The 18652-nt window shown below is 66.4% G+C and carries 14 protein-coding genes and 2 tRNA genes; 7 read left to right on the forward strand and 9 right to left on the reverse strand.

From position 1 onward, the window contains the following. Positions 1-10: 10 nt before the first annotated feature. The 4 genes from ACZ899_RS13515 to ACZ899_RS13530 form a co-directional block, all read right to left on the reverse strand. Entirely contained in the window at positions 11-451 is a 441-nt protein-coding gene (locus ACZ899_RS13515) for a YkvA family protein (protein WP_050703978.1), read from the reverse strand. Between the two features lie 279 nt (positions 452-730). Continuing rightward, positions 731-1453 carry a BamJ family beta-barrel-assembly machinery protein gene (gene bamJ / locus ACZ899_RS13520; RefSeq protein WP_050703977.1) on the reverse strand — a complete coding sequence of 241 codons (723 nt, stop codon included), beginning with the start codon at positions 1451-1453 and terminating at the stop codon, positions 731-733. A gap of 192 nt (positions 1454-1645) precedes the next feature. Further along, positions 1646-2425 carry a type I methionyl aminopeptidase gene (gene map, locus ACZ899_RS13525; protein WP_232855778.1) on the reverse strand — a complete coding sequence of 260 codons (780 nt, stop codon included), beginning with the start codon at positions 2423-2425 and terminating at the stop codon, positions 1646-1648. Beyond that, positions 2422-2625, reverse strand: coding sequence for a ParD-like family protein (locus ACZ899_RS13530; protein ID WP_050703975.1), 204 nt, complete (start codon positions 2623-2625; stop codon positions 2422-2424). The genes map and ACZ899_RS13530 overlap by 4 nt, the downstream gene beginning before the upstream one ends. A 319-nt stretch (positions 2626-2944) precedes the next feature. Here ACZ899_RS13530 and ACZ899_RS13535 point away from each other — a divergent pair, with 319 nt between their 5' ends. The 3 genes from ACZ899_RS13535 to nirD all read left to right on the forward strand — a co-directional run bounded on the left by ACZ899_RS13535 (position 2945) and on the right by nirD (position 10105). Continuing rightward, positions 2945-6925 carry a bifunctional nitrate reductase/sulfite reductase flavoprotein subunit alpha gene (locus ACZ899_RS13535; protein WP_234560655.1) on the forward strand — a complete coding sequence of 1327 codons (3981 nt, stop codon included), beginning with the start codon at positions 2945-2947 and terminating at the stop codon, positions 6923-6925. Between the two features lie 259 nt (positions 6926-7184). Beyond that, entirely contained in the window at positions 7185-9737 is a 2553-nt protein-coding gene (gene nirB / locus ACZ899_RS13540; protein WP_234560656.1) for a nitrite reductase large subunit NirB, read from the forward strand. Next, on the forward strand, positions 9737-10105 hold the full coding sequence (gene nirD, locus ACZ899_RS13545; protein WP_234560657.1) for a nitrite reductase small subunit NirD: 369 nt from the start codon (positions 9737-9739) through the stop codon (positions 10103-10105). The genes nirB and nirD overlap by 1 nt, the downstream gene beginning before the upstream one ends. Here the strand turns inward: nirD and ACZ899_RS13550 are convergent. Continuing rightward, complete coding sequence (locus ACZ899_RS13550) at positions 10098-10577, reverse strand: hypothetical protein (RefSeq protein WP_234560658.1); 480 nt, start codon at positions 10575-10577, stop codon at positions 10098-10100. The genes nirD and ACZ899_RS13550 overlap by 8 nt on opposite strands. A gap of 24 nt (positions 10578-10601) precedes the next feature. Further along, a complete protein-coding gene (locus ACZ899_RS13555) occupies positions 10602-11027 on the reverse strand; it encodes a DcrB-related protein (protein WP_234560659.1) in 426 nt (141 codons plus the stop codon). Between the two features lie 131 nt (positions 11028-11158). Here ACZ899_RS13555 and pcaQ point away from each other — a divergent pair, with 131 nt between their 5' ends. From pcaQ to ACZ899_RS13570, 3 genes are all read left to right on the forward strand, one after another. Next, positions 11159-12091 carry a pca operon transcription factor PcaQ gene (gene pcaQ / locus ACZ899_RS13560; RefSeq protein ID WP_232855774.1) on the forward strand — a complete coding sequence of 311 codons (933 nt, stop codon included), beginning with the start codon at positions 11159-11161 and terminating at the stop codon, positions 12089-12091. A 63-nt stretch (positions 12092-12154) separates the two neighbouring features. Continuing rightward, on the forward strand, positions 12155-12847 hold the full coding sequence (locus ACZ899_RS13565; protein ID WP_203647806.1) for a DUF1266 domain-containing protein: 693 nt from the start codon (positions 12155-12157) through the stop codon (positions 12845-12847). Next, positions 12844-15489, forward strand: coding sequence for a J domain-containing protein (locus ACZ899_RS13570; RefSeq protein WP_234560660.1), 2646 nt, complete (start codon positions 12844-12846; stop codon positions 15487-15489). The genes ACZ899_RS13565 and ACZ899_RS13570 overlap by 4 nt, the downstream gene beginning before the upstream one ends. Here ACZ899_RS13570 and ACZ899_RS13575 read toward each other — a convergent pair. The 3 genes from ACZ899_RS13575 to ACZ899_RS13585 all read right to left on the reverse strand — a co-directional run bounded on the left by ACZ899_RS13575 (position 15483) and on the right by ACZ899_RS13585 (position 17512). Next, positions 15483-17189 (reverse strand): molecular chaperone HscC, encoded by a 1707-nt coding sequence (locus tag ACZ899_RS13575; RefSeq protein ID WP_234560661.1) that lies wholly within the window; start codon positions 17187-17189, stop codon positions 15483-15485. The genes ACZ899_RS13570 and ACZ899_RS13575 overlap by 7 nt on opposite strands. A 157-nt stretch (positions 17190-17346) precedes the next feature. Continuing rightward, positions 17347-17423: transfer RNA gene (locus ACZ899_RS13580), tRNA-Asp, on the reverse strand. A gap of 13 nt (positions 17424-17436) precedes the next feature. Beyond that, positions 17437-17512: transfer RNA gene (locus tag ACZ899_RS13585), tRNA-Val, on the reverse strand. Positions 17513-17728: 216 nt separating this feature from the next. On the opposite strand from ACZ899_RS13585, the gene rdgC reads away from it, so the two are divergent. Further along, positions 17729-18649 (forward strand): recombination-associated protein RdgC, encoded by a 921-nt coding sequence (rdgC, locus tag ACZ899_RS13590; RefSeq protein WP_232855770.1) that lies wholly within the window; start codon positions 17729-17731, stop codon positions 18647-18649. Positions 18650-18652 lie beyond the last annotated feature (3 nt).

Genomic DNA, 18652 nt, shown 5'->3' on the forward strand with positions numbered 1-18652 from the left:
CTGTGCGGAATCAGCTGCCAGGACGCTCAAGGCGCAGGGCCTCGGGAGTATCAGGCAGGCGCTCGACCACCCGCAGCCGTTCCGGCGACTGGGCATCGCGCCAGGCCTTGAAACGGCCCAGCTCATCGGCCACGGTCTTGAGCACCCAGCCCAGCACGGCGATGTCATCGAGCAGGCCGACACCCAGCAACCAGTCGGGGATGGCGTCCAGGGGGCTTACGAAATACAGCAGCCCGGCAACGATGGTCACCAGCGCCCTGGGGCTGACGGCGCGGTACTCGCCACGCCACCAGGCCAGGCACAGCGCCTGCATCAGGCGCAGGTCCTCGCGTAATTGGCCCAGCTTCGGCCCCTTGCGGGCCACCGCGAACAACAGGGCCGGCAGCCGGCCACGACTGAGCAGGCGCTCGGCCAAGGGCAGGAAGCGGGCGAAATTCCAGGGTGCGCTCATGGGACCTCCAGAGGAGCAGGGGTTATCCACATTTATTGTGGATAACCTTGTGAACAGGGCGACATTGGCGCCGCGTGGTGCCCGCCGGGCAAGGGCCAGGTACGAATCGGGCGTTTTTTACACAACCGTTTCAATCGCGCAAACGTTTTGCGACACCGGCACCCGTGTCTGCGCGGCTACTGCTTGCGACAGTGAATGACGCCGACGGTTCGCGTCAAGCCGGACTGAAAACGACGACGCCCCGTCGAAACGGGGCGTCTTCTTGCAACGGGCCGGGTATTACTTGGCCGGTGCCTGGTCGGCCTTGGCCGGATCCTTGATGGCAATCAGTTCCAGGTCGAAGACCAGGACCGAGTTGGCCGGGATCAGCGGGCTCGGGCTCTGGGCGCCATAGGCCAGCTCAGCCGGGATGTACAGCTTGTACTTCTCGCCGACGTGCATCAGTTGCAGACCTTCGACCCAGCCCGGGATCACGCCGCTGACCGGCAGGTCGATCGGGCTGCCGCGCTCGACGGAGCTGTCGAAGACCTTGCCGTCGGTCAGCTTGCCTTCGTAGTGGACGGTGACCACGTCGGTCGGCTTGGGTTGCGGGCCGTCGGCCTTCTTGACCACTTCATACTGCAGGCCCGAAGCGGTGGTGATCACGCCAGGCTTCTTGGCGTTTTCCTCAAGGAATTTCTTGCCGGCGGCGGCAGCTTCCTCGCTGGCCTTGGCCAGGCGTTCTTCGGCGCGCTTCTGCAAGGCGGTGAAGGCTTCGACCAGCTCTTCGTCCTTGATGCGCTGCTCTTTCTTGCCTACCGCGTCCTCGATGCCCTGGGCGACGGCTTTCGAGTCCAGGTCGTCCATGCCTTCCTGGGCCAGGCTCTTGCCCATGTTCAGGCCGATACCGTAGGAGGCCTTCTGTGCCGGAGTCTTCAGCTCGACGCTGCTGGTCTGGGCGTCGCAGCCCGCGAGGACCAGGCCTACCAGGGCAACCGCGGCCGCCAAACGATGCTGTTTCATGTAATTTCCTTGTTCATGCGCCATGAGGGCAATCAGGGTAAAGCCGCGAGCTTAGCAGGCGGCCGCGACCAATGGCTACCGGCATAAGAGCGGGTTGCGCGCAGGAAGTTCCTGGGTGAAAGGTTGTTCATCCTCGGCGCTTGAAGCCAATGGCCAGTATTGACGGTTCAAAGGCGTGTTGCCGGAAGAATTTCATACAACCCGCTGCTCTTCCTCTCGCAGCGTCAGCACCTCGAATCCGCTCTCGGTCACCGCCACCGTGTGTTCCCACTGCGCCGACAGGCTGTGGTCGCGGGTGATCACCGTCCAGCCATCGCGCAACCCGCGCGTGCCGCGCCCGCCCTGGTTGATCATCGGCTCGATGGTGAACACCATCCCCGCTTGCAGCGGCATGCCCAGGCCGCGCTGGCCGTAGTGCAGCACCTCCGGCGCCTCGTGCATCTGCCGGCCGATGCCGTGCCCGCAGTACTCGCGCACCACGCTGTAGCCGGCGGCCTCGGCGTGGGCCTGGATGGCATGGCCAATATCGCCGAGCGTCGCGCCGGGGCGCACCTGCTCGATGCCCTTCCACAAGGCGGCATATGTGGTGTCGACCAGGCGCCTGGCCTCGTCGCCGATCTGGCCGATGCAGTACATCTTCGACGAGTCGGCAATGTAGCCGCCCTGCTCCAGGGTGATGTCGACGTTGACGATCGAGCCTTCCTTGAGCACCTCGTCGACCTTGGGCATGCCATGGCAGACCACATGGTCCACCGAGGTGTTCAGCGAATAGGGGAAACCGTATTGGCCCTTGCTCGCCGGCCGGGCCTTGAGGGTTTCGACGATGAAGGCCTCGGCGCGGTCGTTGATCTGCATCGTGGTCACCCCGGGGCGAATGAAACCGTCGAGGTCGGCGAACACCCGGGCGAGCAGTTGGCCGGCGTTGCGCATCAGCTTGAGCTCGGCGGCGTCCTTGAGGATGACCTTGCTCATTGCAGCAACTCCTTGAGGTTGGCCTGTTCCTGGCGCAGCAACTGGCGCAGCAGTTCCTGGTAGGTCGCTTGCGGGTGCAGCTCGGCCAGCATGCCGATGCGGATCCAGTGCTCGGCCTGGGCGTTGATCGAACGCGACAGCGCGGCGCTGGCCACGCGCAGGTCTTCGTGGAGGTCGTCGGAGATCTTGACGATGCCCATGGTGCAGTTACTCGCATATATGAAACGTATGTGAATCATATACTCATCCAATTGCATGTGCCATCCGCTGGTGCGTGGCTCCCCGTATCGGTGCACGCCCATCGCGGGGCAAGCCCGCGCCCACGCGTGCTCACCTGCGGGGCGTGGGAGCGGGCTTGCCCCGCGATGACATGGCCCGGGATTTGCTGCCCCATATGGCATCGAGACCATCAACGCCGATGGTCCCCTCCCATCACGACGAAGGCGCCGTGTTGCCCCGCTTGCCATTTGCAGGCCGGGCAGCCGGCGCCTTTGTCGTTTCATCAGCAGGAGATTGCCGATGAGCGACAGCCAAGTGCGCAGTGTGTGCCCGTATTGCGGGGTCGGCTGCGGCATCGTCATGCACGTGAGCGATGGCAAGGTGGTCAAGGTCAGTGGCGACAAGCAGCACCCGAGCAACTTCGGCCGCCTGTGCACCAAGGGCCAGAGTGCCCATGTGCCGCTGCAGACCGGGCGCATGGCCCACGCCTTCGTGCGCGACCAGCGCAACCAGCAGCCGGCGCGCCGCAGCCTGGACACGGCCATCAGCGAAACCGCCGCGCGGTTGCGCGCGATCATCGACATCCATGGCGCGGATGCCGTGGCCTTGTACGTGTCCGGGCAGATGTCGCTGGAAGCCCAGTACCTGGCCAACAAACTGGCCAAGGGCTTCATCGGCACCCGCCATATCGAGTCCAACTCACGGCTGTGCATGGCCAGTGCCGGCAGCGGCTACAAACAGTCGCTGGGCGCCGACGGACCGCCGGGCAGCTACCAGGATTTCGAGCGTGCCGAGGTGTTCCTGGTGATCGGCGCGAACATGGCCGACTGCCACCCGATCCTGTTCCTGCGCCTGCTGGACCGGCTCAAGGCCGGGGCCAGGCTGATCGTCGTCGACCCCCGACGCAGCGCCACCGCCGACAAGGCCGACCTGTTCCTGCAACTGCGTCCGGGCACCGACCTGGCGTTGCTCAATGGCCTTCTCTATCTGCTGCATGCCAACGGCCACACCGACGCGGATTTCATCGCCCGCCATACCGAGGGCTGGGAGGACCTGCCGGCGTTTCTTGCGGACTACACCCCGGAGCGGGTCGCGGCCATCACCGGGTTGGACGAGGCCGACATCCGCGCAGCCGCCCGCCTGATCGGCGAGGCCGACGAATGGATGAGCTGCTGGACCATGGGCCTGAACCAGAGCATCCACGGTACCTGGCACAGCAATGCCCTGTGCAACCTGCACCTGGCCACCGGCGCCATCTGCCGCCCCGGCAGCGGGCCGTTCTCGCTGACCGGCCAGCCCAACGCAATGGGCGGCCGCGAGATGGGCTACATGGGGCCGGGCCTGCCGGGCCAACGCTCGGCACAGGTGGCGGCGCACCGCGCCTTCGTCGAGCGGCAATGGCAGCTGGCGCCCGGCACGTTGCGCAGCGAGGGCGGCGAAGGCACCGTGGCGCTGTTCGAACAGCTCAAGAGCGGCGAGGTGAAGGCCTGCTGGATCATCTGCAGCAACCCGGTGGCCAGCGTCGCCAACCGCCAGCAGGTGATCGACGGCCTGAACCAGGCGCAACTGGTGATCAGCCAGGACGCCTTCCTCGACACCGAGACCAACCGCTACGCCGACATTCTCCTGCCGGCGGCGCTGTGGGCCGAGGGTGAAGGGGTGATGATCAACAGCGAGCGCAACCTGACCCTGATGCCCCGCGCCGTCGAGCCACCCGGCGAAAGCCTGGAAGACTGGCGCCTGATCGCGCGCATCGCTTGTGCCCTGGGCTACGCGCATGCCTTCGACTACCCCGACGCCGAGGCGGTGTTCGATGAGATCCGCCACTTCCATAACCCGGACACCGGCTACGACCTGCGCGGCATCGACTATGCCGGACTGCGCGCCAGCCCCCGGCAGTGGCCCTGCGCGCCGGGGCGCGAGGATGACCGCAGCCCGCTGCGCTATCGCAACGACGAACACGGCCAGCCAGCGGCACTGGCCTTTCCGACCGTCAGCGGCAAGGCGCGTTTTCATGCGCGGCCCTGGCTGGCGCCCGCCGAGCTGCCGGACGACGCCTACCCCTTTGTCCTCAACACCGGCCGCGTGCAACACCAGTGGCACACCCTGACCAAGACCGGCAAGGTCCCGAGCCTGAACCGGCTCGAGCCCGGCCCCTTTGTCGAGATCCACCCCGACGATGCCCGGCGCCTGGGCATCCGCGACAAGGACCAGGTGGCAATCCGTTCACGCCGTGGCCAGGCGTTGCTGCCGGCCCGCCTCAGCGACCGGGTGCTGCCTGGTGGCTGCTTCGCGCCGTTCCACTGGAATGACCTGTACGGCGAGCAGTTGGCGATCAACGCGCTGACCAGCGACGCCGTCGACCCCACCTCGCTGCAACCGGCCTTCAAGTACTGCGCCGTGACCCTCGAACGGGTCGCGGGCGAACGCATCGAGGCCCTCGACCTGAACGTCGCCATTCCTTCGGAGCCCGTCACCATGCCGACCGCCACCCTCGCCCGCCTGCTGGGCCTGGAGACACAGCCTGCCCCGGTGCTTGCCGAGGAGGAGCGGCATTACCTGCAAGGTTTCCTGCTCGGCCTGCAACAGGCGCGGGCCGAAGGCGTGCCAAGCCTGCCGGCTAACGCACCGCTGGCGCCGACCCGACGCCTGTTCGTCGATGGTCTGCTGGCGGGGCTGTTCGCCCAGCCTCAGGCACAGGCGGGATTACCTTGCCATCGCGTGCTGTGGGCTTCGCAGACCGGCAACGGCGAGGCGCTGGCCGAGCGCTGCGCGAAACGCCTGCGCGAAGCGGGGCTGACGGTGGAGCTCAGCAGCATGGAAGGTGTCAGCCCGGCGCAACTGCGCGGCTGCGCCAGCGTACTGCTGATTGCCAGCACCTTCGGCGACGGCGACGCCCCGGACAGTGGCGCCTCGTTCTGGCAGGCCCTGCAGGGCGCGGGCGACGTCGATTGCGTCAAGCTGCCCTATGCGGTACTGGCCCTGGGCGACTCCAGCTACGACCAGTTCTGCGGCTTCGGTCGCAAGCTCGACCAGCGCCTGGCGGAACTGGGCGGCCAGCGTCTGCTGGAGCGGGTCGACTGCGAGCCGGATTTCGATGCCGCATTCAGTGCGTGGCTCGAGGCCCTGCTGGCGGCCCTCGGCACAAACACCTTCGCTACATCGGCACCAGCAACCGCCGAATCTCACGGCAGGCACCAGCCATGGCCTGCGCGCCTGGTGCAGAACCGCCTGCTCAATGGCCCCGGCTCGACCAAGGAGACCCGCCAACTGGTATTCGATCTCGCGGGTAGCGGCCTGGACTACCAGCCCGGTGATGCGCTGGGCGTGTGGCCACGCAACTGCCCGGCGCTGGTCGAGGAACTGCTTGGCCTGATGCAGCTCGATGGCCAGGCCGTGGTCGAGCTTGAAGGCCAGAAACCGATGCCCCTGAGCCTGGCGCTTGAGCGGCAGCTGGACATTACCCGTGTCACGCCACGACAGCTCGAAGCGCTCAGCGAAAACGCACCCTCTCTGCAACAGTTGTTGCAGCCTGAGTGCAAGACCGCGCTCAAGGACTGGCTATGGGGCCGGCAACTGGCCGATGTATTGCGCGAGTTTCCCCGGCAATGGCCACTGAGCCGTTGGCTGACCTTGCTCAAGCCCTTGCAACCGCGGCTGTACTCGATCAGCTCAAGCCCCAAGGCGCATCCCGGGCAGGTGCACCTGACGGTGTCCACAGTGCGCTACGGTGAACGCAAGGGGGTCTGCTCGGCCTTTCTCGCCGACCGTGCTGCGGACGTCGAAGTGGCCATCTTTGCCCAACCATCCAGACACTTCCGCCTGCCCGACGACGACGGCACGCCCATCATAATGATCGGCCCCGGCACTGGCATCGCGCCCTTCCGGGCGTTTCTCGAAGAACGCAGGGAACGCGCTGCGTCTGGCCGCAACTGGCTGTTCTTCGGCGAGCAGCACGAGGAGCACGACTTCTACTATCGCGAGCAGTTGCTGGCTTGGGAAGCACAGGGCCATGTGCGCCTGAGCACCGCGTTCTCCCGCGACCAGCCGCAGAAGATCTATGTGCAGCAACGCCTGCTGGAACAGGGCGCCGAGCTGTGGCGCTGGCTGCAGGACGGCGCGCATGTGTATGTCTGTGGCGATGCCCAGCGCATGGCCCGGGATGTGGATGCGGCCTTGCGCCAGGTGGTGGCGCAGCACGGCGGCCTGGACGAGGCCGCGGCAGCGGCGTATGTCGAAGGGTTGGGGCGGGACAAGCGCTACCGGCGGGATGTGTATTGATGCACCACGGTGGTGAGGGCTGCACCCTGCTTGTGCGGCCGCACCACCTGGCCAGCTCATACCCAGAGCTGTAACCCTTGTGGGAGCGGGCTTGCCCGCGATGAAAGCGAGCCTGGCACACTCCCTGCTTCACCCAATGCACAACAGCCCCAACGACCAACGGCGGTCGACAGGGGCCTCACACTGATGAGTACAGGCAAAGGCGCCTGGAGCTTCGGCTCCAGGCGCCTTTTTCGTTTTCCGTGATCGAGGATCGGCTATGCAGGCAACAGCGAACGAGGCACAACGAGCACGACTGGTCATCGTCGGCAATGGCATGGTCGGCCATCACTGCGTCGAGCAGTTGATCGAACGCGGCGCCACGGCACACTTCGAGCTGCATGTGTTCGGCGAGGAGCGCCAGCGCGCCTACGACCGGGTGCACCTGTCGGAGTACTTCACTGGCAGTTGCGCCGAGACCCTGGCCCTGTGCGCCCCGGACTACTACAGCCGCCACGGCGTGCACCTGCACCTGGGCGAAGCGGTGCTGGACATTGATCGCGAGCGCCAGGAACTGCTCACCGCCGAGGGGCGCCTGGGCTACGACCAGTTGATCCTGGCCACCGGCTCCTACCCGTTCGTGCCGCCGATCGAAGGCTCCAGCGGCAATGCGCGCCTGGTCTACCGCACCCTCGAGGACCTCGACGCGATACGCGCCGCCGCCGCGGATGCCCGGCGTGGCGTGGTGGTCGGTGGCGGCCTGCTCGGCCTCGAGGCGGCCAACGCCCTCAAGTCCCTGGGCCTGGAGGCGCATGTGGTGGAGTTCGCCCCACGCCTGATGCCGGTACAGCTGGACAGCGAAGGCGGCGCGGCGCTCAAGGCACGGATCGAGGCCCTCGGCGTGGGCGTGCACCTGTCCCGCGCGACCCAGTCGATCAGCGCTGGCGAGCAGTATCGCTACCGGATGAACTTCGACGGTGGCGAACACCTGGAGACCGATCTGATCGTCTTTTCCGCCGGCATTCGCCCACAGGACACCCTGGGCCGGGCCTGTGGCCTGGAGATCGCCGCGCGCGGAGGTGTTGTGATCGACAACCAGTGCAAGACCAGCGATCCGCGGATCTTCGCCATCGGCGAGTGCGCGTCGTGGAATGGCAGCGTGTTCGGCCTGGTCGCCCCCGGCTACGCCATGGCGCGCAACCTGGCCGCGCGGCTGCTGGGCGAGGCGGCGGACGACTTCACCGGCGCCGACATGTCGACCAAGCTCAAGCTGCTGGGCGTGGATGTCGGCTCGATCGGCGATGCCCACGGCGCCACGCCCGGCTCACGCAGCTACCGCTTCATCGACGAAGCCAACAGCGCCTACCGCCGTCTGGTGGTGGATGCCAGCGGCAAGCACGTGCTCGGCGCGGTGCTGGTGGGCGACAACAGCTACTACGACACCTTGCTGCAGTATGCCCAGAACGGCATCGCCCTGCCGGCCGCCCCGGCCGCGCTGATCCTGCCGCAAGGCGGTGGCGCGCCCGCCCTGGGCGCCGATGCGCTGCCCGACAGCGCGACCATCTGCTCCTGCCACAACGTCAGCAAGGGCGCGGTGTGCGCCGCCATCGACAGCGGCTGCGCCGACCTTGCCGCCGTCAAGGGCTGCACCAAGGCCGCCAGCGGCTGCGGTGGCTGCGTGGCACTGCTCAAGCAGGTCTTCGAGCACGAACTGACCGCCCGTGGCGTGACGGTCGACAAGAGCCTGTGCGAGCACTTCGCCTACACCCGCCAGGAACTCTACGCATTGGTGCGGGTGGAGGGCATCCGCACCTTCAGCGAGCTGCTCGAACGCCATGGCAAGGGCCACGTGGGTTGCGACATCTGCAAGCCGGCGGTAGGCAACATCCTCGCCTCGTGCTGGAACCAGCCGATCATGGACCCGGCGCTGGTGCCGCTGCAGGACACCAACGACACCTTCATGGCCAACATGCAGAAAAACGGCACCTACTCGGTGGTGCCGCGCATTCCCGGCGGCGAAATCACCCCGCAAAAGCTGATCGTGATCGGCCAGGTGGCGCAGAAATACGACCTCTACACCAAGATCACCGGCGGCCAGCGCATCGACCTGTTCGGCGCCCAGCTGCATGAACTGCCGCTGATCTGGGGCGAGCTGATCGCCGCCGGTTTCGAGACCGGGCACGCCTACGGCAAGTCGACGCGCACGGTGAAATCCTGTGTCGGCAGCACCTGGTGCCGCTATGGCGTGCAGGACAGCGTGGCCATGGCGTTGCGCCTGGAGGATCGCTACAAGGGCCTGCGCTCACCGCACAAGCTCAAGTTCGCGGTGTCCGGCTGCACCCGCGAATGCGCCGAGGCGCAAAGCAAGGACATCGGCGTGATCGCCACCGACAAGGGCTGGAACCTGTACGTGTGCGGCAACGGCGGCATGCGCCCGCGCCACGCCGAACTGTTCGCCACCGACCTCGACGACGAGACCCTGGTACGGTTGATCGACCGCGTGCTGATGTTCTACATCCGCACCGCCGACAAGCTGCAACGCACCTCGGTGTGGCGCGAGGGCCTCGAAGGCGGGCTCGACTACCTAAAGCAGGTGGTGATCGACGACAGCCTGGGCCTGGCCGCCGAACTCGAGGCACAGATGCAACTGGTGGTCGATCGCTACGAATGCGAATGGGCCAACGCCCTGGGCGATCCGGAAAAGCTCAAGCGCTTCCGCACCTTTGTCAATGACCAACGCGCCGATCCGGATGTGCACTTCGTGCGTGAGCGTGGCCAGCGCCGACCGGCTGCGCCCCTACAGCTGATTCCCACCCATGAGGAGGCGATGTGATGAACCTGTCCAACACGGCTGTAGCAAGTGAAACCCGCTGGCAGGCGGTGTGCCTGGCCAGCGACCTGGTCGCCGACTCCGGGGTGGTGGTGTGGCATGAGGGCGAACAGGTGGCGTTGTTCTACCTGCCGGGACAAGGGCGGGAATTGTACGCCGTCGGCAATCGCGACCCACGCTCGGGCGCGAACATCATCGGGCGTGGGCTGGTGGGCAGCCTGGGAGCAACCGTGGTGGTAGCGGCACCGCTGTACAAGCAACATTTCTGCCTGCAAAACGGTAACTGCCTGGAAGATCCGACACAGCGCTTGCCGGTGTGGCCGGTGCGTATCCGTGGGATGACGGTCGAACTGGGACAAAGGCTCAGATAACAATCAGTTTGCCGGGGGCATGCCCAACCGGCCAGTGCCCGGCCAGGTACAGGTCGACCACCCGACGCCAGTGATCGCCCAGACCGAAGAACTGCTCGGTGGCGTACTGACGGAACGCGAAGGCCGCGCCGCCGCGAGCGGCCTCGCTGAAGTCGTGCGGGCGGCAGGTGAACGGCGCCTTGTCGAGCGTGCGGGTGGCGGCCATCACTGCCCTGTTCAGCGCCATGCGCTGCTCGCTCAGCACTTTGGGCGTCTCTTGCCGCGGGTAGTACGGGTCGTCTTCGCCCGGCGAGGTGGGGAGCCACTGAGTGGCATCGTACAAGCCCTGGAACGCCTGGTCCGAGAGGGTCACGAACACCGCCTCGACCGAGGCGATGAAAATCACCTGCGGATCGTGGATGTCGGGCTTGCCCAGATTGCCGAAGAATCGAGTCTGCCCAATCTGTTCGAGCGTGTGTTCCAGGTCGATCATGTTACAGCCTCAAATCAGCCCGGGTCAGTTCAGCCGCAAGCCTGCCTTGATGGCTTCCCAATGGGCGAGGTCGACCGCCTCCAGCGGTGTTTCCTTGCTATAGCTGACCGCCACAAAACGGGCCTGCCCGCTTGGCGCGTAGGCCAACTGACGCTGGTACGAGACCACTTCGCCGCGCTTGAACTGCAGGCTGACTTCCAGGCCGTGGATGCCATGATCGACGCCTGCGCTGACCGGCTGCGGTTCGCTGATGACCGCCCCCAGGCGCTCACGTAACTGCGCCAGTTGCTGCTGGTAAAGCGCCTCCAGCGTCTGCCCGGCCGCCAGCGGACTGCGGGCGATCACCAGGGTGGTGCCACGCTGACGGAAGGTCAGCATGTTCATGGTGGTGTCTTCGGGCGTTTCATCGCCCAGTTCAAGGACCAGGTCCTGGGTCAGGTAGGCGGCCATAGCGCTGCTCCATGCATCGAAGCGGCACACGCTAAAGGTTCGGGGCTTCGCCTGCAAGGGAGGAACCGCCGCCCAGTGACGAAGATCACCCAGACGTTGCAGGTCTGGCCCGCACGGATACACTGCCGGGCATGAACCTCGATACCCGCATCAAGTTCCGGCACCTGCTGTGCTTCCTGGAGATTGCCCGGCAGGGCAGCCTGGCCAGAGCCGCCGACGTGCTTGCGATCAGCCAGCCGGCGATCTCCAAGACCCTCAAGGAACTGGAGGAGCTGCTCGAGGCACGCCTGTTCGAGCGCGGCCACAACGGCGTGACCCTGACCCCGGCCGGCACGCGCTTCATGCGCTACGCCGGCCCCAGCGTGCAGGCGTTGCGCGACGGGGTCGGCAGTGTCCGCGGCGAGGCGCGAGCGCCGTCGCAGGTGCGCATCGGCGTGCTGTCGACGGTCGAAGGGCTGCTGATGCCCGAGGTGCTGTGCCGCCTGCACCAACGTCACGAGGCGTTGCTGATCAGCGTGGTGACCGGGGCCAGCGCCCAGTTGCTCGGCCAGTTGCACCTGGGGGAGCTGGAACTGGTGGTCGGGCGGATGACCGACAGCCCGCAGATCCAGGGGCTGTCGTTCGAGCACCTGTACAGCGAGTCGATGACCCTGGTGGTGCGGCCCGGGCATCCACTGCTGGCGCAGCAGCCCGTCGAGCGCAGGCAGGTCGGTGATTATCCGCTGGTGCTGCCGCCACCGGGGACGACCATTCGCCAGCATGCCGACAGCCTGTTCGTGCAATGCGCGATCCCGCTGCCGGCACAGCGCCTGGAAACCTTGTCGCTGGCCCTGAGCAGGCGCTATGTGCTGGGCAGCGAGGCGGTCTGGGTGGCGCCACGGGACGCCGTGCTGATCGACTTCGGGCGTGGTGAGTTGGCCGAACTCGACCTCGGTGTGCGCGAACCGGGCGGGTCGGTGGGCATCTGCCGCAATGCGGCCCTGCCCCAGAGCCTGCCGGCGCAATGGGTGTGCGAGGTGCTCCGCGAGGTGGCCGAGGCCTATCGACTCGGGACCTATCCCTGACAACCCGGCAGGCATCTTCCTATACAATCCCCGCCAGTTCCCCGCGCCTCCAGGACCCCTTTCATGGACGAAACCGCGCAGCACTGGCTGCATGCCCTCTCCGCCCCCATGGCCGCCCTCAACGGCGCCAGCTACACCGCCCCCGACTATTTCGAGGGCGAAGACCAGACCGACCTCGAGCGCTGGTGGGGCATCAGCAACCGCGCCCAGTTGCTGGACATGCTCAGCATGGCCGACAACGGCCACGCCACCGAGATGAGCGAGGCCTACTGGCAATACCAGCGCTGCCTGCCCAGCCAGTGGCAAGCCCTGCTCGACACCCTGTCTCCACGCGAGCGCATCCGCCACGAATACGCCGCCCGCACCTTCCCCGACTGTGGCCCGGGCGGCACCCGGGCCTGGGACCTGGGGCGCATGGGTTTCCTGTTGCGTGCCGGCGTCAAGAAAGGCCTGATCGAACGCGACGAGAGCCTCTACCTGCACTACCGCCTGGCCCTGCGCGCCCGCCATTACTACAACCGCTGGGACGGCTACCTGGCCGGCTACCTGTTCGGCAAGGCGCTGTGGAATGCCAGCGACAGCAGCGACGAGACCCTGGCCGCCAACCTCGAGCGCCAGGGCTGCGAGCACTGGAATCGCTGCATCGTGCTCAACCTGCGCCTCGGCGCCCATGACCTGCTGGCCGGGCTGCCCTGGGACATGCCCCTGCCCGAGCCCGCACGGCCCACCACGCTGGAAGAGGACTGCTGGTCATGAGTTGCTGGATTCGCCTGGGGATCGAACCGACCCAGGACCTGGACACCATCCGCCTGGCCTATCGCGGCCGCCTGCCCTCGCACCACCCGGAAACCGACCCCGAAGGTTTCCAGGCGCTGCGGGCAGCCTACGAGGAAGCCCTGCGCCTGGCCCGCGAGCAGGCGCCCAGCGAGGCTGAGCCAACACTCGAAGAGAATGCCCCTCATCCAGCACTCAAGCAGTTCCACACCCTGCTTGAGGAGCCGTCCCTGCGCTTCGACCCACAAGCCTGGCAGCGCTTTATCGCCGAACTGGACGAGTTGCCGCTGGACGAACTGGACGACCTCGGCTGGCAACTGCTGCACACCCTGCGCGACTGCGGACCGCTGTCCCACCACTGCGCGGGCCTGCTGGCCCGGCGCCTGGGCTGGGCCGAACAGCTGCTGCGCCTGGACGACCGCCACGAAGTGGAAGCTTTCCTCGACCGCCTGGAAGAGCCCGACCCCTTCGACACCGCCTGCATGCGCGACTGGCCGGCCAGCGCACAGATGGAAAGCCTGTGGTATTTCCGCAGCCTTGAATACTGCTACCAGCAGCGCCCACTGTTCGAATACGAGCAGTTCGCCGGCGTGCATACCTGCCTGGCCATGCCGGATGACCCGGCCCTGGTGCAACGCCTGCTGGTGCAATTCTGCCAGGCCGGCATCGCCAGCCGGACCTTCTACGACCTGCTCCAGGCGCGCCAGCAACAGGCCCCGGACGATGCCGACCTGCTCTACCTGCTGGCCCGCCAGGCCGATGCCCTGGGCGCCGAGCAACAGGCCCTGGACTGCTGGCTGCGGCTGTACCGCGAACACCAGCACCCCCAGGCCGAACGCTGGCTGATCGACCTCTGCGCTCGTCACCAGCCCCAGCGCCTGCCGTTGCTGATCCAGGCCTTCGACCGCCTGCACACCCCGGCCGGCTGGCCCGCCGAGCTGGACGACCCTGCGCAGAACTGGGGCAGCCCCGGGCAATCCCCGCAGACCCTGGCGCGCTGGTCCGAAGCCTCGCGCCTGGAGCTGCAAGGCATCGCCGCGACCTTTGTCGACTGGCGGCTGGACGGCGACGACGAACTGCCGCTGCTCGCCTGGCTGTTGCAGGACCCGCAGGACCACGACCTGCACCGCCTGTACTGGCAGGCCTGGGCGCTGCAACGCGGGGAAGCCGGCCTGCTGCGCCAGGTTCTCGCCCAGCCCCTCGCCGAAGATGCCCTCGACGCGCTGATCCTCGAAGGCTTCCAGCGCCAGGCCCGCCAGCAACTGCACTGGCTTGAACAGGCCCCGGTGGTCAAGGCGCTGGTGGACTTCTGCGCCAGCGACGCCCCGGTGGCGGTCCTGCCCGAGGCCTTGACCGAAGACGCCATTCGCCCGGTCTGTCGCGAATGGCTGCGGCGCATGCGGGTCTACCCGGCCCACGCCCTGCATGCCCTGAATGTGCGCTTCGACATGCGCCGCCTGTTCACCACGCCGTTCGCCTTGCAACTGCAGGGCAACCTCGCCGAGACCGGTGTGCTGCTGCCGGCGATGCCTGAAGGTGAGTCGCTGTGGAACTGGCATCGCCAGCAATTGTTCATGCTCGCCCTGCTGGAGCAGCCGTCACGCTGGCTGACCCTGATCGACCCGGCCCTGCCGAGCCAGCTGCACTACCCAGCCGGGCATCCGTTCGCCCCGCTGCACGCCCTGCTCTGCCGGTTGCTGCCCGGCCCCGACGGCAGCAGTGGCCTGCTCGGCAGCCTGGACACCCGCGACCCTGTACAGGCGGTGGTTTCAGCGCGGTTGCTGACCCTGCATCAAGCCCTGAACAGCACACGTCTACCGGATGCAGCGCAATTGCTGGCCTGCCTGGAGCATGACGATGGCAGCCTGGGCAACGACCATCCTCTGGGTTACCTGCTGTTTTGCGCCGTGCTGCACCATGACCGCTCCCTGGACACCGAGCAGCGTGAACGTCTGCGCCAGCGCCTGGAAGCACTGGCCCCGCAGGATGAATGGTTCGAGGCGCTGCGCAACGGCCTGCTGCAAGGCAAGACCAAGCATCCACCGGCCGAACTCGCCCATGCCCACGGCGTCGACAGCCGTGCGCTCAATGACGTGCTCGACGCCCTGGACAGCCTGTACAACGATTGCGCGCCGCCGAAGCTGCGCGCCCTGCGCGCCTTGCAGAAGATCAAGGACGACCCGCAGCAGGACCCGGGCCTGCGTTGTGCAATCATGGCCGTGCTGTCGTGGAGCGAGCGCATGCTGCGCAATGCCCTGCAGCACCCACCGGCGAAATTCTGGGCCGTATGGAAGCTCAATAGCCGCCTGAACCGCTCAGGATTCGCCTTGAACCTGGCCGCCGCCGCCCTCTGCGCCAGCATGATGCTCACGCTGCCGGTGTTGATGCTGGTCACGGTGCTGTTGTTGATCAGCGCCTTCCTCAGGCGCCTGCGCGACCTTGGCCAGGGTATCCCGGCGCTGATCCTGCTGCTCGTGCTGAGCAGGGTGCTTCCGGTACTGCCGCTGTTGCTGCTGGGGCTGCCCGGTGACCGGCTGCCGAACCGCTACGGCTCGCAACCGGGCCAGCAGGCGCTGCTCGATGACAGCCTGCAGGCTACCCTGCGGCGCCTGAACGGTCAGTAGCGCAGCTCGTCGAGCGCCTGGCTCAACGCCTGGCGCTCACGGCTGATCTCACCGGCCTGCTGCCCGGCGAGCACGGCGTTGAAGGCGTCCAGCCAGTTGCCGATCAGCTCGCGCTCGTCGCCCAGGCTCTGCATCCAGGCCCGCTCCAGACGGGCCAGCAGGGTCCGGTTGGGCAGCGTGTCGCGCGGGTGGATCTTCAGCCGCGCCAGGCGCTCTTCACTGGCCAGGCGCGTCTCGGCATCCAGCCCGGTGGGGCTGCGGTCGATGCTGTGGCTGTGCTTCTGGCCGCTTTCGAGGAAGGTCACGTCCACTTCCAGCAGACCGTTGATGTCGTAGCTGAAACGCACGTCCAGCGACTGGATCTCGCCGGTCGACTGCAAGGGGATCTCGAAACTGTCCACCAGGATGTTGTCGCGCACCCACGGCCGCTCGCCCTGGTACACGGCGATGCGCACGAACTTCTGCTCCGGGTGGCTGCTGTAGAAGCGCTGCACCTTCGAGGTGGGGATCACCGTGTTGCGCTCGATGATCGGCGAGAACGCGCCGGTGACGTCCTCGCCCCGGGACGAGGCCACACCGAGGGTGTAGGGGCAGACATCGGTCAGGATCAATTCGTCGATGGCCGCGTCGCGGGCCTTGCAGGCGGCCTGGCTAGCCGCGCCGAGGGCGACAATGGTGTCCGGGTCAAGGTGCCGGTACGGCAGGCGGCCGAACAGCTTGGCCACCAGTTGCTGCACCTGCGGCATGCGCGTGGCGCCGCCTACCAGCACCAGGCTGTCCAGCTCGCGTGGGCTCAGCCGGGCATCGCGCAGGGCCTGCTCGATGGGCGCACGCACCCGGGTCAGCAAAGGCGCCCAGATCGCCTGCAGCTTGAGGTCGTCCAACCGCCACTCGCGGGGCTGCACGCCATCGTGCCAGTCCAGCACGCGGCTGCCCTCGCCCGTCTCGCGCTTGAGCTGTTCGATGGCGTCATGCAGGCTGGCCAGGGCCTGGGGGGCCAGCTCCTCGACCTTGAGGTTCCAGTCGCGCAGGCAGGCCTGCAACAACGCTTCGGTGAAATCCTCGCCGCCCAGGTAATTGTCACCGGTGGAGGCATGCACCTCGATCAGCGGCAAGGCGTACTCCAGCACGGTGACATCGAAGGTGCCGCCGCCCAGGTCGAACACCAGGGTGCGCTCGAACTTCTGCTCGTGCAGGCCATAGGCCATGGCCGCGGCGGTCGGCTCGTTGATCAGCCGCTGGACCTTCAGCCCGGCCAATTCAGCCGCGAACACCGTGCGCTTGCGCTGCTCGTCGCTGAAATACGCCGGTACCGAAATCACCGCCTCGTTGACCGCGCAGCCCAGGTACGCCTCGGCATCCTGTTTCAACGCACCCAGCACCAGTGCAGACAATTCTTCAGGCGTGAATCGATGCTCCCCCAGCGTGTAGCGCTTGTCGCTACCCATGAAGCGCTTGAACGCCGCCGCGGTGCGCTCGGGGTGCGTGGTCAATCGCGCCCGGGCGGCCTGGCCGACCAGGATCGAGCCGTCGTCATCGACACTGACCACCGAAGGGGTGAGCACTTCACCCACGGCATTAGGGATCAGCCGGGCTTCACCGGCCTGCCAGACGGCAATCAGGCTGTTGGTGGTGCCGAGGTCGATACCGAGCAGTGGCGTGGAATGGGTGGGGGCGTTGGAGAGGCTGGCATCCTGCATGATCGGTCTCTGGCTTGCGATAGGAACCGACGCGGGGCCTGCTGGCCACATGCGGCGGACAGGGGCATTCTGGCGCAATGCCAGAAACAAAAAAAGCGACCCTAAGGTCGCTTTCTCTGTTGCTTTCGGGTGTTCAGTGGGCCCTGGAAGCTAAATATGGCGCGGCGGACGGGACTCGAACCCGCGACCCCCGGCGTGACAGGCCGGTATTCTAACCGACTGAACTACCGCCGCGCTATACATCGAGTGGTGGGTGATGACGGGATCGAACCGCCGACCCTCTGCTTGTAAGGCAGATGCTCTCCCGGCTGAGCTAATCACCCTTCGTCTCGGTGTGGCGCGCATTCTACGGAGGACCTCCTACCCTGGCAAGCACTTTTTTCAAAAATTCTGAAAAAAATTTCCAGGCCTTTCAAAGACCTAGCCGCGCCGCGATTTTCTTCCTCTCTATATGACTGCTGGCCCTATGACAGGGTTGGCCTGGAACCGCCCCTCGGAGAATAATGCCCGCCTTATGTATTAAGGAGAGATTCCCCCTCATGTGGTTCAAGAACCTGCTGTCCTATCGCCTGACCCAGGAAGTACCGTTCGAGGCCGAGGCCCTGGAGGCCGCCCTGGCCAGCAAGCCGGCCCGCCCCTGCGCCAGCCAGGAACTGACCACCTACGGTTTCGTCGCGCCGTTCGGCAAGGGCGAGGACGCCCCCCTGGTCCACGTCAGTGGCGAGTTCATGCTGATCGCCGCACGTAAGGAAGAACGCATCCTGCCCAGCAGCGTGGTCAACGACGCGGTCAAGGAGAAGGTCGAGGAGATCGAGACCGAGCAGATGCGCAAGGTCTATAAAAAGGAACGCGACCAGATCAAGGACGAGATCATCCAGGCCTTCCTGCCGCGTGCCTTCATCCGCCGCTCGATGATCTTCGCCGCCATCGCCCCGCGCCTGGGCATGATCCTGGTCAACTCGGCCAGCGCCAAGCGCGCTGAAGACCTGCTGTCGACCCTGCGTGAAGTGATCGGCTCGCTGCCGGTGCGCCCGGCCACCGTGAAGATCGCGCCGAGCGCGACCATGACCGACTGGGTCAAGTCGCAAAAGGCCGCCGAGGGCTTCTTTGTCCTCGACGAGTGCGAACTGCGCGACACCGCCGAGGACGGCGGCATCGTGCGCTGCAAGCGCCAGGACCTGACCAGCGAGGAAATCCAGCTGCACCTGAGCACTGGCAAGCTGGTCACCCAGCTGGCCCTGGCCTGGCAGGACAAGCTGTCGTTCGTGCTCGACGACAAGATGGTGATCAAGCGCCTGAAGTTCGAGGAACTGCTGCAGGAGCAGGCCGAGCAGGATGGCGGCGACGAGGCCCAGCAACAGTTCGACGCCAGCTTCCAGCTGATGATGATGACCTTCACCGAGTTCCTGCCAGTGCTGTTCGAAGCCCTGGGCGGCGAAGAGATCCCGCAGGGGGTCTGAGGG

It is taken from the genome of Pseudomonas sp. TE31087 (assembly GCF_057284075.1).